Below are 12,870 nucleotides of genomic sequence, written 5' to 3' on the forward strand. Positions count from 1 at the left end.
CGTCACCCGATCAGGGCGCGCCATTCCTCCTCGGTCATCACCGCGACGCCCAGTTCCTCGGCCTTCTTCAGCTTCGATCCGGCACCCGGCCCGGCCACCAGGATGTCGGTCTTGCCCGAGACCGAGCCGGCCACCTTCGCGCCCAGCGATTCCGCCGTCGCCTTGGCCTCGGCGCGGGTCATCGTCTCCAGCGTGCCGGTGAAGACCACGGTCTTGCCGGCGACCGGCGAGCCCTCGGTCCGCGGCGTCTCGGCGTCCTGCACGTCGAGGTGCGCCAGCAGCCGGTCGACGGCGGCGCGGGCGGTCTGCTCGTGGAAAAAGTCGACCACGGCGCCGGCCATCACCTTGCCGACGCCGTCGATGGCGTTCAGCGCCTCCCATTCCGGTCCGTCGTGGTCGCGGGCGGCCCGCATCGCGGCGGCGAACGCGTCCCAGCTGCCGTAGCTGCGCGCCAGCAGCGCCGCCGAGGTCTCGCCGACGTGACGGATGCCGAGCCCGAAGATCAGCCGGGCCAGCGGGATGCGGCGGCGCTCGTCGATGGCCGCGAACAGGTTGGTGGCGGATTTCGGGCCCCAGCCCTCGCGTTTCTCCAGCGGTGCGTCGCTGCCGGGGCCGTGAGCCTGCGACAGGGTGAAGATGTCGGCCGGCTCCCGGATCCAGCCGTCGTCGAAGAACGCCTCGACCTGCTTGGCGCCCAGCCCCTCGATGTCGAAGGCCGAGCGCGAGACGAAATGCTTCAGCTTTTCAACCGCCTGCGCGGGGCAGATCAGGTTGCCGGTGCAGTAGGCGACGGCCTCGCCCTCCTCGCGCACCGCGTCCGAGCCGCAGCGCGGGCATTTGGTCGGAAATTCATAGCGTTGCGCGCCTTTCGGGCGGCGCGAGAGGTCGACGTCCCTGACCTTGGGGATGACGTCGCCGGCGCGGTAGACGGTGACCCAGTCGCCCTCGCGCAGGTCGCGCCCCTCGCGGATCGGGTTGCCCTGGCTGTCGCGCCCGGCGATGTAGTCGGCGTTGTGCAGCGTGGCGTTCGAGACCACGACGCCGCCGACGGTCACCGGGGTCAGCCGCGCGACCGGCGACAGCGCGCCGGTGCGGCCGACCTGGATCTCGATCTTCTCCAGCCGGGTGGTGGCGATCTCGGCCGGAAACTTGTGCGCGATCGCCCAGCGCGGCGTGGTCGAGCGAAAGCCGAGCCGGCGCTGCAGGTCCAGGTCGTCGACCTTGTAGACGACGCCGTCGATGTCGTAGCCCAGCGTCGCGCGGTCGGCCTCGATCCGGCGGTAATGCGCCAGCATCTCGTCGGGACGGGCGACGGTCCGGGTCAGCGGGTTGACCGTGAAGCCCAGGTTTTCCAGACGCTTCAGCGCGCCGGACTGGGTATCGGCGAGCGGCGCCGAGATCTCGCCCCAGCCGTAGGCGAAAAAGCGCAAGGGGCGCGCGGCGGTGATGGCGGCGTCGAGCTGGCGCAGCGATCCGGCGGCGGCGTTGCGCGGGTTGGCGAAGGTCTTGCCGCCGCTTTCGGCCTGACGGGCGTTCAGCGCCGCGAAATCCTCGTGCGCCATGTAGACCTCGCCGCGCACCTCCAGCACCTGGGGCGCGCCGCGCAGCGATGCGGGAATGTCGCCGATGGTGCGGGCGTTGGCGGTGACGTTCTCGCCCTCGGTGCCGTCGCCGCGGGTGGCGGCCTGCACCAGCCGGCCGCCCTCGTAGCGCAGCGACAGCGACAGCCCGTCGATCTTCGGCTCGGCGGTGCAGGTCAGCGCGGCGTCGGCATCCAGGTTCAGGTAGCGCCGGACGCGGCTGTCGAACTCGAGCACGTCCTCGTCCGAGAAGGCGTTGCCCAGCGACAGCATGCGCACCGCGTGCACCACCTTGCCGAAGCCCTGCGCCGGGGCGGCGCCGACCCGCTCCGAGGGGCTGTCGGCGCGCTTGAGGTGCGGAAAACGCGCCTCGATCGCCGCGTTGCGGCGCTTCAGCGCGTCGTAGTCGGCGTCGGCGATCTCGGGCGCGTCGTCGCGGTGATAGGCGATGTCGGCCGCCGCGATGGCCGAGGCGAGCCGTTCGAGCTCGCCCCGCGCCTCGCTTTCGCCAAGCTCATCCACGGCCTTGTCGCTCGCGTTGCTGGCCATGCCACCCTCCCCGCGTATTCCGGCGAGGCAGGTGTAGCGTCGTGCGCCGGAGTTTGCCAGCATCACCGCGCGTTCGGCGCGGGTCGGGTCCGGCGCCGTTCGAGCGCCGGGTCGCGGCCGCCTGCGGCGCCCGCGCCGGGCGCCGTCAGGCGCCCATCGCCAGCCGGGCGGTGCCGGCGCTGTCGGCGACCGGCGCCGGGTCGCGCAGCACATAGCCGCGGCCCCACACCGTCTCGATGAAGTTGTCGCCGCCGGTGGCTTCCGAGATCTTCTTGCGCAGCTTGCAGATGAACACGTCGATGATCTTCAGCTCGGGCTCGTCCATGCCGCCGTAGAGATGGTTCAGGAACATCTCCTTGGTCAGGGTGGTGCCCTTGCGCAGGCTGAGCAGCTCGAGCATCTGGTATTCCTTGCCGGTCAGGTGCACCGGCTGGCCGCCGACCTCGACCGTCTTGGTGTCCAGGTTCACCTCCACCGGGCCGGTGGTGATGATCGACTGGGCATGGCCCTTGGAGCGCCGCACGATGGCGTGGATCCGGGCGATCAGTTCCTCGCGGTGGAACGGCTTGGTCATGTAGTCGTCGGCGCCGAAGCCGAAGCCCTTGATCTTGCTTTCGGTGTCGTCGAGACCCGACAGGATCAGGATCGGCGTGTCGATCTTCGACATCCGCAGCTGGCGCAGCACCTCGTGCCCGGTCATGTCGGGCAGGTTCAGGTCGAGCAGGATCAGGTCGTAGTCGTAGAGCCGCGCCAGGTCGATCCCCTCTTCGCCCAGATCCGTGGCGTAGACGTTCAGGTTGGCGCTGGTCAGCATCATTTCGACGCTGCGCGACGTGGTCGGGTCGTCTTCCACCAGTAGTATGCGCATGCGGGTTCTCCGGTCCTGCCAATTCGTCAATCTGGTCAAACGATTAACGAGCAATGGTTAACCGGACATTACTACACGCATAGGGCGAGTCAATTTCTCGTTAAACTTGTCGGTATTTCTGCAACGCCGTTGCGCGCAGCGCGCGGGCGCCGTGCGTCTCCATGGCGATTCGCCAGCTGTGCAGTTCCTCGAGCGACAGCTGGTACATCTCGCACGCCTCCTCCTCGGACAGCAGGCCGGCGTTCACCGCCTTGACCACGACCGCCTTGCGCCGCGCCACCCAGCGCCGGGTCCCGCGATCGGGCAGATCGGAGCGGGTCAGCCGGCTGCCGTCGGGCAATGTCACGTACAGCGGGCCCTTGTCGCGTCTTATGTACATCTCGCTTCACCAAAGGTTTCGTTCCCCTTGGCACCGGGATAGGCACCGAGACTTAACCGGCTCTGAAGCCGCCCTTTGAATATGTCGAGGGTTTTACTATATTCCCGCGCAACTCCGGAGACCGTCATGACCCAGACTGCCCCGCGGCGCACCGATGGTGCGCCCGACATCCCGCCGCTTCGCAACTCGCTGGGCCTGCCCAAGCGGCCCGAGGACACGCGCGTGCTGGTCGCGATGTCCGGCGGCGTCGACAGCTCGGTGGTCGCGGCGATGCTCAAGCGCGAGGGCTACGACGTGGTCGGCATCACGCTGCAGCTGTACGATCACGGCGCGACGCTGGCCAGGAAGGGCGCGTGCTGCGCCGGGCGCGACATCCACGACGCCCGCCGCGTCGCCGACGAGATGGGCTTTCCGCACTACGTGCTGGATTACGAGAACCGCTTCCGCGAAAGCGTGATCGACGAGTTCGCCGACGCCTACCTGGCCGGCGCGACGCCGGTGCCCTGCATCCGCTGCAACGAGCGGGTGAAGTTCCGCGACCTGCTGGAAACCGCCAGGGACCTGGAGGCCGACTGCATGGCCACCGGGCACTACATCCAGCGCGTCGACGGCCCCGCCAGGGCCGAGCTGCACCGTGCCGCCGACCCGGAGCGGGACCAGAGCTATTTCCTGTTCTCGACAAAGCAGGAGCAGCTGGATTACCTGCGGTTCCCGCTGGGGCACCTGAAGTCCAAGGCCGAGACCCGCGCGCTGGCCCGCGAGTTCGGGCTGGAAGTGGCCGACAAGCCCGACAGCCAGGACATCTGCTTCGTGCCCAACGGCTCCTACGCCGCGGTGATCGAGAAGCTGCGCCCGGGCGCGGCCGAGCCGGGCGAGATCGTGCACCTGGACGGCCGCGTGCTGGGCACGCACGAAGGCGTAATCCACTACACCATCGGCCAGCGCCGGGGCCTGGGCATCGGCGGCGGCGAGCCGTTGTATGTGGTGAAGCTCGACGCCGATTCGCATCGGGTTGTCGTCGGCCCGCGCGAGGCGCTGGCCACCGCCCGCGTGCCGGTCAGGGAGGTGAACTGGCTGGGCGACGGCGATTTCCGGGATGCCCCGGAAGGCGGCTGGGAGGTCGGCGTCAAGGTCCGCTCGACCCGCCCGCCGAAGCCGGCGCGGGTGCGCCCGACCGGCCCGGACAGCGCCGAGGTCGAGCTGCTGGCCCCCGAGGAGGGCGTCGCCCCCGGCCAGGCCTGCGTGTTCTACGCCCCCGAGGGCAGCCGGGTGCTGGGCGGCGGCTGGATCACCCGCTGAGCACGCCGCAACCGGCGCGATTCCGGCCCCGGCGGCCGGCCCGCGCCGGGGCCGCCGGGGCCGCCGGGGCGCTTCCGGGGGCCGGGCCGCCGCCGCGGCGTCTAGACCGACGGCTCCTGCACCGAATGCCGGTCCACCAGCACCGAGCAGGGCGCGTGCCGCACCACCCGCGCGGCGGTCGAGCCGAGGAAGATGTCGGTGAACCCCGGCCGGTGCGAGCCAATGATCACCAGGTCGGGCTCGAGCTGGTCGATCACCTCGAGGATCCGGACATAGGCGCCGCCGCGCTCCAGCCGCACGTGCGCGGTGCTCAGCCCGGCGTCCTTGACCAGGGTCTCGGCCAGCTTCTGCAGGTCGCGGTCGCGCAGCGTGCGCACGTCCTTGGGCACATAGGCCTCGGTGTAGGCCGGGACTTCGGGGATCACGTGCAGCGCGGTGATCTTGCCGCCCGGCCCGACCAGCCGCCCGGCAAGCCCCAGGATCCATTTCGCGACATCCTCGTGGGACACGTCGATCGGGACGAGGATATTGTTGTACATGGCGTCTCCTCTGCCTTCCTGATTGCGTTCCATCAGACGCGCGGCCCGATGCCGCCGCCTTGACGCAAATCAACTGGACCTAGCACGATGGCGCGGGCAAGGTCCGCGCCACCGGCCGATGACAGGAGTATAGCATGACACTGGACGCCGCCCTGAGCGCCGCGGACCGCGGCCTGGACGCCGCGCTGGAGCGGCTGTTCGCGCTGCTGCGCATTCCCAGCATCTCGACCGATCCGGTCTATCACGCGGACTGCGTCAAGGCCGCCGACTGGCTGGTCGACGAGCTGACCGGGCTGGGCTTCGCCGCCTCGCGCCGCGACACGCCGGGCAAGCCGATGGTGGTCGCCCGCCACGAGGCGCCGGGGCCGAAGATGCTGTTCTACGGCCACTACGACGTGCAGCCGGTGGACCCGCTGGAGCTGTGGGACCGCAAGCCGTTCGACCCCGCGGTCGAGGACACCGCCGCGGGCAAGGTGATCCGCGCCCGCGGCGCCGCCGACGACAAGGGCCAGATGATGACCTTCGTCGAGGCGATGCGCGCCTGGAAGGCGGCGACCGGCGCCCTGCCCGGCAACCTGGTGCTGCTGTTCGAGGGCGAGGAGGAATCCGGCTCGCCCTCGCTGATCCCGTTCCTCGAGGCGCACCGCGAAGAGCTGGCCGCCGACATCGCCTTCGTCTGCGACACCGGCATGTTCGACACCGACACGCCGTCAATCACCACCATGCTGCGCGGCCTGCTGGCGGTGGAGTTCGCCGTCAAGGGCCCGTCGCGCGACCTGCATTCGGGGCTGTTCGGCGGCCCGGCGATGAACCCGAACCGGGTGCTGGCGAAGATCCTGTCGCAGCTGCACGACGGCGACGGGCGGGTCACCATCCCCGGCTTCTACGACGGCGTGACGCCGGTGCCGGAGGAGATCGCCGCGGGCTGGCGCGCACTGGATTTCGACGCCGCCGCCTTCCTGGGCGAGGTCGGCCTGTCGGTCCCGGCCGGCGAGCAGGGTTTTTCGGTGCTGGAGCAGGTCTGGGCGCGGCCCACCGCCGAGATCAACGGCATGTGGGGCGGCTACACCGGCGCCGGCTTCAAGACCGTGCTGCCGGCGCGGGCCTCGGCCAAGGTCAGCTTCCGGCTGGTCGGCACGCAGGACCCGATCGCGATCCGCGACGCCTTCCGGGCCTGGATCGAGGCGCGGCTGCCGGAGGATTTCGAGCTGGAGTTCGTCTCGCGCGACGGCGCGCCGGCGACAGTGATGCCCACCGGCCGGCCCGAGTTCGCCCGCGCCCGCGCGGCGCTGAGCGCGGAGTGGCCGAACCCGGCGGTGTTCGCCGGCGGCGGCGGCTCGATCCCGATCGTCGGCCGCTTCCGCGAGATCCTCGGCGTCGACAGCGTGCTGATCGGCTTCGGCCTCGACGACGACGGCATCCACTCGCCGAACGAGAAGTACAGCCTGCGCAGCTTCCACAAGGGCATCCGGTCCTGGGTGCGGGTGCTCGACGCGGTGCGCGCGGGGTGAACGGCTCCGGCGCCCGAGGGGGCGCGGAGCCGCGGCTAGCGCCCGCGGCCGGCCCGGCCCCCGCGCCGGCGGCCCGGCGCGGGGGCCAGCCCTTCGGCAAGGACCCGCGTCATCGGATGGTCGGGATGGGCCGGGGCGTAGTGCGCGTGCGCCTGCCGCACCGCCTGCGCCGGGTCCTGCCCGGCCGGCAGCCCCAGCGCCCAGTCGAGGAAGATCGTGCGGCAGTCGGCGCCGCCGATGCCGTCGATGCGGTAGGCCTCGTGCAGCAGGCCGCGCGGGTCGATGTCCAGATCGCCCTTCATGCCGCCTGCGCCGCCCGCGCCTCTTCGAACAGGATGGCGTGGCGGCCGGCCAACGCCTCGATGTCGTTGTCGTAGCCGCCGCCCAGCACCCCGGTCACCGCCACGCCGGCGCCTCGCAGCCGGCGCAGCACCAGCCGATCGCGGGCGCGCAGCCCGGCGTCGGTCAGCGCCAGCCGCCCCAGCCGGTCGGCGGCGTGCGGATCGACGCCGGCGTTGTAGAACGCGATGTCGGGCGCGTGCTGCGCCAGCACCAGGTCCAGCGCCGCGCCCAGCCGCGCCAGGTACGCGCCGTCGCCGGTGCCGTCCTCCAACCCGACGTCGAGTCGCGAAGCCGCCTTGCGCGCCGGGTAGTTGCGCGCCGCGTGCACCGACAGCGTGAACACCGCCGGTTCCGCCGCGAAGATCAGCGCGGTGCCGTCGCCCTGGTGCACGTCGAGGTCGACCACCAGCACCCGGCGCACCTGCCCGGCGTCGAGCAGCGCCCGCGCCGCCACCGCGACATCGTTGAACACGCAATACCCGGCGCCGCCCGCGGGCCCGGCGTGGTGCGCGCCGCCGGCGGCGTTGCAGGCCACCCCGTGCTCCAGCGCCAGCCGCGCCGCCAGCGTGGTGCCCGCCGCCGACAATTGCGCGCGGCGGGCGACCGCGGGCGTCGCCGGCAGGCCGATGGCGCGCCGCTCGGCGGCGGTGGTGGCGCAGGTCAGCACCCGGTCGACATAGCCCGGCGCGTGCACCGCGGCGATCTGCGCGAACGGCGCCGGCGCCGGGGCGAGGTAGCCGCCTGTCTGCGGCAGCACGCCGCGCGCCACCAGCGCGCGCCTCAGATAGCCGTATTTCGACATCGGGAACCGGTGCCCCGGCTTCAGCGGCGCGATGTAGTCCGGATGCCACACCACCGGCAGCATCCGCTACCCCTCCAGCACGCGGGTCACGATCCGCTCGGACCGCTCGGCGTCCTCGGCCAGCTGCACGCGCAGCGCCTCGATGTTCCCGGCGCCGCCGGCCTCGGCGACCAGCGCGTTCAGCCCCGGGCCGCCGCTTTCGACGTCGAAATCGCCGAACAGCGCCAGCCGCGCGTAGTGCTGCAGCCCCATCAGCCGGGCGACGGCGGTGCGCAGGTGGTCGGCCTCGTCGCCGGTCAGGAATCCCGCCTTCGCCAACGGGTCGATCATCCGGCGCGGCGCGCAGGCGGTGATGCCGGGGGTCAGCAGCTTGCCGGTCTGCAGCGCCAGCTCGATGTCGCGCAGCCGGCCCGGGCGCTCCTTCATCGCCCAGGGATCGTCGGTCTGCCGGCTTTCGGCGATCCGCGCCCGCATCTCGCGCACGTCGGCCAGCACCTTGGCGCGGTCGCGCGGCGCGTCCAGCGTGTCTGCCATCGCCCGGCGCAGCGCGGCGCACAGCGGGTCCGGCCCGGCGACGACGCGGCCGCGGGTCAGCGCCAGATGCTCCCAGGTCCAGGCGCGCTCGGCGTGGTAGGCGACAAAGCCGCTGAGCGAGGTCGCCACCGGCCCCTGCCGCCCCGACGGGCGCAGCCGCATGTCGACCTCGTAAAGCTCGCCCTCGGCGGTGGGCGCGCTGAGCGCCGACACCAGCGCCTGGGTCAGCCGCGCGTAGTAGGCCGAGGCCGCCAGCGGCCGCCGCCCCTCGGAGGTCATGTCGGGCGCGGCGTCGTAGACGATGATCAGGTCCAGGTCCGAGGCCGCCGTCATCTCGGACGAGCCCAGCTTGCCCAGCGCCAGCACCGCCACGCCGCCGCCGGGCGGCGCGCCGTGCTTGCGGGCGTGCTCGGCGATCACGTGCGGCAGCAGCGCGCGCAGCACCGCCTCGGCCACCGCCGAGAACGCGGCGCCGGCCTCGTCCGGGCTGGCGATCCGGCGCAGCAGCTGCACGCCGACGCGGAAGCGCTGCTCGCGCGCCCAGACGCGGGCGGCGTCCAGCACCGCCTCGTAGCCGTCGGCGGCGGCCAGCGCCTCGGCCAGCTCGGCCTCGAGCGCGGGCACCGGCGCCAGCGGATCGAAGAAGCGCCCGCTGAGCACCGCGTCCAGCGCCCCGGCGCGCCGGCCCAGGTGGTCCGCCAGCCGCGGCGCGGTGGCGCAGACGTCGAGCAGCAGATCGAGGATCTGCGGGTTGGCGTCGAACAGCGAGAACACCTGCACCCCGGCGGGCAGCCCGCGCAGGAAGCGGTCGAAGGATTCCAGCGCCAGATCGGGCCGCGCCGCGCCCGACAGCCGCGCCGCCGCCTGCGGCTTCAGCCGGCCGAAGATGCGCTGCGCGCGCTCGGACCGCAGCGCCGGAAGCCGGGCCCAGCTTTCCACCACCTCGCGGGTGCGCTCGGGGTCGGGAAAGGCGTCCCAGCCCTCGCCGCCCTCGCGGTCGGGCTCGTCGGGGGCGAAGAAATCCTCGGCCAGCCGGTGCACGCGCTCGAAGCGTTCGGCAAGCCCGGCCTCGAACGCGTCGCGGTCGTCGGCGCCGCAGAACGCCGCCATCCGGTCGCGGCCGTGCCGGTCGGCCGGATAGAGATGGGTCTGCGCGTCCTCGATCATCTGGATCCGGTGTTCCAGCGTGCGGTGGTCGACATAGGCCTGCGCCAGCTCCTCGGCCAGCGCCTGCGGCACCCAGCCGGCCCGGGCCAGCGCCGCCATCGCCGGGCGGGTGCGCGATTCGCGCAGGCTGGGGTCGCGCCCGCCGCAGATCAGCTGGTTGGTCTGCACGAAGAACTCGATCTCGCGGATGCCGCCGCGGCCCAGCTTGACGTTGTGGCCGGGCAGCCGGAAGGCGCCGGTCAGGCCCTTGTGCTCGCGGATCCGGCGGCGCATGTCGTGGGCGTCCTCGATCGCGGCGAAATCCAGGTGCCGGCGCCAGATGAACGGCGTCAGATCGTCGAGGAATCGCTGCCCGGCCGCCCGGTCGCCGGCGCTGACGCGGGCGCGGATGAAGGCCGCCCGCTCCCATGTGCGGCCCTGGCTTTCGTAGTAGTATTCCGCCGCGCCCATGCCGATGCACACCGGCGTCACCGACGGGTCGGGGCGCAGCCGCAGGTCGGTGCGGAAGACGTAGCCCTCGCCGGTTTCCTCGGACATCAGCTTCATCATCCGCTGCACGATGCGGATGAACTGCTTGCGCACGGTGGCGTAGTCGTCGGGCGGGTAGTTGCCTTCGTCGAACAGCGCGATCAGGTCGATGTCCGAGGAATAGTTCAGCTCGACCGCGCCCAGCTTGCCCATCGACAGGATCACCAGCCCGCCGCAGGGGGCGTCGGTCGGCGGCAGCCGCCCGGCCTGCCGCGCCTCGGCGACCAGCAGTTCGGCGCAGGTCTGCAGCGCCTCGTCGGCCAGCCGGGACAGCGCGCCGGTGACCTCGTCCAGCCCCCAGACGCCGCCCAGGTCGGCCAGCGCGGTCAGCAGGCCGATGCGGCGCTTGGCGCGGCGCAGGCGCGAGGCCAGATCGTGCAGCTCGCCGCCGCGCGCGCCGGCCAGCGCGTCCTTAAGCGCGGCTTCGGGCGTGCCGCGCGCCGCCTCCAGCAGCCAGTCGGCCTCGGCCTCGGCCAGATGCGCCAGGTGCGGCGCGCAGCCGGCGGCGCCGGCGACCAGCGCCTCGAACGCCGCGCCGGTGCCGGCGACGCGGGCGGCGGCCTCGGCGCCCTTGGCCGGGTCGTAGGGGATCGGCGCGCTGGTGACGGCGGATGCGAAGCTCATGGCCGCACCGTTCCCCGAGCGCCGGGCGCGGTCAAGGGCGCGCGTGTTCCCGCCGCGGCGGCTGCACCCATGTCACCATGACGAAGCTAAGGATCATCAGCAGGTACCATGCGCCCAGCTTGGACAGGCCGACGATCTTCCAGCCGTCGGCCTGGTCGGGGTAGACCCAGGCGCCGCCGAAGGTGCCGATGTTCTCGGCCAGCCAGATGAACAGCGCCACCAGCCCGAACCCCAGCCACAGCGGCATCCGCAGCCGCAGCGCGCGCGGCGTGTAGTACACCCGGGTCCGGGCATAGAGCGCCAGCGTCGCCAGGATCAGCGGCACGCGCAGGTCGGTGGCGTAGTGATGGGTGAAGAAGTTGACGTACGACAGCGCGGCGACCGCGGCGGTGGCGACCGGCGGCGGGTAGCGGGTGAAGCGGAAGTCGAAGATCCGCCAGACCCGCGCCAGATAGCTGCCGACGCTGGAGTACATGAACCCCGAGAACAGCGGCACGCCGGCGATGCGGAAGACCGCCTCCTCGGGGTAGATCCAGCTGCCGACATGGGTCTTGAACAGCTCCATCACCGTGCCGACGAGGTGGAACAGCAGGATCACCCGCGCCTCGGACCAGGTCTCCAGCCGCAGCGCCAGCAGCCCGCCCTGGATCGCCAGCGCGGCGAGGAACAGGAAGTCGTAGCGCGGCAGCCAGGCATCGCCGGGGTACAGGAACTTCGTGCCCAGGATCAGCGCCAGCATCAGCCCGCCGAACAGGCAGGCCCAGGCCTGCTTCAGCCCGAACCACCAGAACTCGCGCGCCGCCCGGCGCACCGGGTCAGCGGCCCTCGAACTTCGGCGCGCGCTTCTCGGTGAAGGCCAGCACGCCCTCGATGAAGTCGCGGGTCCTTCCCGCCTCGCCCTGCAGATGCGCCTCGAGGTCGAGCTGCTGGTCCAGCGTGTTGCCGTAGCTCTGGCGCAGCGCCTGCTTGATCCGCCGCAGCGTCGCCGTCGGCCCCTGCGCCAGCAGCGTGGCGCGGCCGCGCACCGTGGCGGCGAAGTCGGCGTCGTCCACCGCTTCCCAGATCATGCCCCAGCGTTCGGCCTTTTCGGCCGGGATCCGGTCGGCGAACAGCGCCGCGCCCATGGCGCGGGCAAAGCCGACCTGGCGCGGCAGCCAGTAGGTGCCGCCGGCGTCGGGGATCAGGCCGATGCGGGCGAAGGCCTGGATGAACACCGCCGATCGCGCCGCGATCACCACGTCCGCCGCCAGCGCCAGGTTGGCCCCGGCCCCCGCCGCGGCGCCGTTGACCGCGGCGATGGTCGGGATCGGGCAGTCGTAGATCGCCTTGAGCATCGGCTCGTATTCCTCGCGCAGCGTGCGCTCGATGTCGAGGTCCGAGGCATGCCGGCGGTCGCCCAGGTCCTGCCCCGAGCAGAACGCGTCGCCGGCCCCGGTCAGCACCAGCGCGCGGGCCTGTTCCGGGGCGTGGCGCACCGCGTGCAGGATCTCGGCCCGCATCTGCGGGTTCAGCCCGTTCTTCACCTGCGGCCGGTTCAGGGTGATGGTGGCGACGGCGTCGGCCACGTCGAAAAGGATGGTCTGGTAGTCGCTCACGCCCGGCCCTCCGCCTGTTCGGCGCGACCCTAGCCGGGGCGCGCGCGGCTTGGAAAGCCGAAACGTGGCGTCAGCGGCCGCCGCCGTCCTTCAGCAGCGCGTCCAGCCGGGCCTGCTCGTCGGGGCTGAGCGGGCGGTCGGGGCCACCGGCCCCGGGCGACGCGGCGATGCGGGCACGGCGCCGCACGAAGACCACGGCGACGCCGCCGCCCAGCAGCAGCAGCGCCGGAGCCGCCAGCCACAGCGCCGCGTTTCCGGCGGTGAAGCGCGGCCTGAGCAGCACATACTCGCCGTAGCGGTCGACCAGGAAGGTCAGCACCTGCGCGTCGCTGTCGCCGGCCACCAGCCGCTCGCGCACCAGGATGCGCAGATCGCGGGCCAGATCGGCGTTCGATTCGTCGATGCTCTCGTTGCGGCAGACCAGGCAGCGGATCTCCTTGCTCAGCGCGCGCGCGCGCGCCTCGAGCACGGGATCGTCCAGCACCTCGTCGGGCTGCACCGCCTGCGCGGGCAGCGCCAGCAGCGCCAGGCAGAGGGCGAGGACCAGCCTCAT

At 72.2% G+C, this 12,870-nt stretch carries 12 protein-coding genes; 2 read left to right on the top strand and 10 right to left on the bottom strand.

Annotated features, from left to right (window positions below):
- Window positions 1–2 precede the first annotated feature (2 nt).
- From ligA to sciP, 3 genes are all read right to left on the bottom strand, one after another.
- A complete protein-coding gene (ligA, locus tag GE300_RS10330) occupies window positions 3–2,129 on the bottom strand; it encodes an NAD-dependent DNA ligase LigA (RefSeq protein WP_154446482.1) in 2,127 nt (708 codons plus the stop codon).
- A gap of 145 nt (window positions 2,130–2,274) precedes the next feature.
- Window positions 2,275–2,997, bottom strand: coding sequence for a response regulator transcription factor CtrA (gene ctrA / locus GE300_RS10335; protein WP_154446483.1), 723 nt, complete (start codon window positions 2,995–2,997; stop codon window positions 2,275–2,277).
- A 100-nt stretch (window positions 2,998–3,097) separates the two neighbouring features.
- Window positions 3,098–3,376 carry a CtrA inhibitor SciP gene (gene sciP / locus GE300_RS10340; protein ID WP_154446484.1) on the bottom strand — a complete coding sequence of 93 codons (279 nt, stop codon included), beginning with the start codon at window positions 3,374–3,376 and terminating at the stop codon, window positions 3,098–3,100.
- Window positions 3,377–3,502: 126 nt separating this feature from the next.
- Between sciP and mnmA the strand changes: the two genes are divergently transcribed.
- Window positions 3,503–4,675, top strand: coding sequence for a tRNA 2-thiouridine(34) synthase MnmA (gene mnmA, locus GE300_RS10345; protein WP_154446485.1), 1,173 nt, complete (start codon window positions 3,503–3,505; stop codon window positions 4,673–4,675).
- A 101-nt stretch (window positions 4,676–4,776) separates the two neighbouring features.
- On the opposite strand, the gene GE300_RS10350 is transcribed toward mnmA, so the two are convergent.
- Window positions 4,777–5,214, bottom strand: a complete 438-nt coding sequence (locus GE300_RS10350; protein ID WP_233416920.1) for a universal stress protein — start codon at window positions 5,212–5,214, stop codon at window positions 4,777–4,779.
- Between the two features lie 134 nt (window positions 5,215–5,348).
- Here GE300_RS10350 and GE300_RS10355 point away from each other — a divergent pair, with 134 nt between their 5' ends.
- On the top strand, window positions 5,349–6,725 hold the full coding sequence (locus tag GE300_RS10355; protein WP_154446487.1) for a M20/M25/M40 family metallo-hydrolase: 1,377 nt from the start codon (window positions 5,349–5,351) through the stop codon (window positions 6,723–6,725).
- A 35-nt stretch (window positions 6,726–6,760) separates the two neighbouring features.
- On the opposite strand, the gene GE300_RS10360 is transcribed toward GE300_RS10355, so the two are convergent.
- From GE300_RS10360 to GE300_RS10385, 6 genes are all read right to left on the bottom strand, one after another.
- Window positions 6,761–7,027 (bottom strand): hypothetical protein, encoded by a 267-nt coding sequence (locus GE300_RS10360; RefSeq protein WP_154446488.1) that lies wholly within the window; start codon window positions 7,025–7,027, stop codon window positions 6,761–6,763.
- Window positions 7,024–7,932, bottom strand: coding sequence for a histone deacetylase family protein (locus GE300_RS10365; protein WP_154446489.1), 909 nt, complete (start codon window positions 7,930–7,932; stop codon window positions 7,024–7,026). The genes GE300_RS10360 and GE300_RS10365 overlap by 4 nt, the downstream gene beginning before the upstream one ends.
- A 3-nt stretch (window positions 7,933–7,935) precedes the next feature.
- The gene (locus GE300_RS10370; protein ID WP_154446490.1) at window positions 7,936–10,722 is read right to left on the bottom strand and encodes a bifunctional [glutamine synthetase] adenylyltransferase/[glutamine synthetase]-adenylyl-L-tyrosine phosphorylase; all 2,787 of its coding nucleotides are present in this window, start codon (window positions 10,720–10,722) and stop codon (window positions 7,936–7,938) included.
- Between the two features lie 31 nt (window positions 10,723–10,753).
- Window positions 10,754–11,533, bottom strand: coding sequence for a DUF817 domain-containing protein (locus GE300_RS10375; protein WP_325063188.1), 780 nt, complete (start codon window positions 11,531–11,533; stop codon window positions 10,754–10,756).
- Between the two features lie 4 nt (window positions 11,534–11,537).
- Window positions 11,538–12,317 (bottom strand): enoyl-CoA hydratase-related protein, encoded by a 780-nt coding sequence (locus GE300_RS10380; RefSeq protein WP_325063189.1) that lies wholly within the window; start codon window positions 12,315–12,317, stop codon window positions 11,538–11,540.
- Between the two features lie 70 nt (window positions 12,318–12,387).
- Window positions 12,388–12,870 carry a cytochrome c-type biogenesis protein gene (locus GE300_RS10385; RefSeq protein WP_154446491.1) on the bottom strand — a complete coding sequence of 161 codons (483 nt, stop codon included), beginning with the start codon at window positions 12,868–12,870 and terminating at the stop codon, window positions 12,388–12,390.

The organism is Halovulum marinum (genome assembly GCF_009697225.1).
Lineage (GTDB): Bacteria > Pseudomonadota > Alphaproteobacteria > Rhodobacterales > Rhodobacteraceae > Halovulum > Halovulum marinum.

Bases quoted from the DNA above. Each gene is read 5' to 3' on its own strand.
- sciP (WP_154446484.1), bottom strand. From the start codon at position 3,376: ATGTACATAAGACGCGACAAGGGCCCGCTGTACGTGACATTGCCCGAC.
- GE300_RS10355 (WP_154446487.1), top strand. From the start codon at position 5,349: ATGACACTGGACGCCGCCCTGAGCGCCGCGGACCGCGGCCTGGACGCC.
- GE300_RS10360 (WP_154446488.1), bottom strand. From the start codon at position 7,027: ATGAAGGGCGATCTGGACATCGACCCGCGCGGCCTGCTGCACGAGGCC.
- GE300_RS10385 (WP_154446491.1), bottom strand. From the start codon at position 12,870: ATGAGGCTGGTCCTCGCCCTCTGCCTGGCGCTGCTGGCGCTGCCCGCG.
- ctrA (WP_154446483.1), bottom strand. From the start codon at position 2,997: ATGCGCATACTACTGGTGGAAGACGACCCGACCACGTCGCGCAGCGTC.
- mnmA (WP_154446485.1), top strand. From the start codon at position 3,503: ATGACCCAGACTGCCCCGCGGCGCACCGATGGTGCGCCCGACATCCCG.
- GE300_RS10350 (WP_233416920.1), bottom strand. From the start codon at position 5,214: ATGTACAACAATATCCTCGTCCCGATCGACGTGTCCCACGAGGATGTC.
- GE300_RS10370 (WP_154446490.1), bottom strand. From the start codon at position 10,722: ATGAGCTTCGCATCCGCCGTCACCAGCGCGCCGATCCCCTACGACCCG.
- ligA (WP_154446482.1), bottom strand. From the start codon at position 2,129: ATGGCCAGCAACGCGAGCGACAAGGCCGTGGATGAGCTTGGCGAAAGC.
- GE300_RS10365 (WP_154446489.1), bottom strand. From the start codon at position 7,932: ATGCTGCCGGTGGTGTGGCATCCGGACTACATCGCGCCGCTGAAGCCG.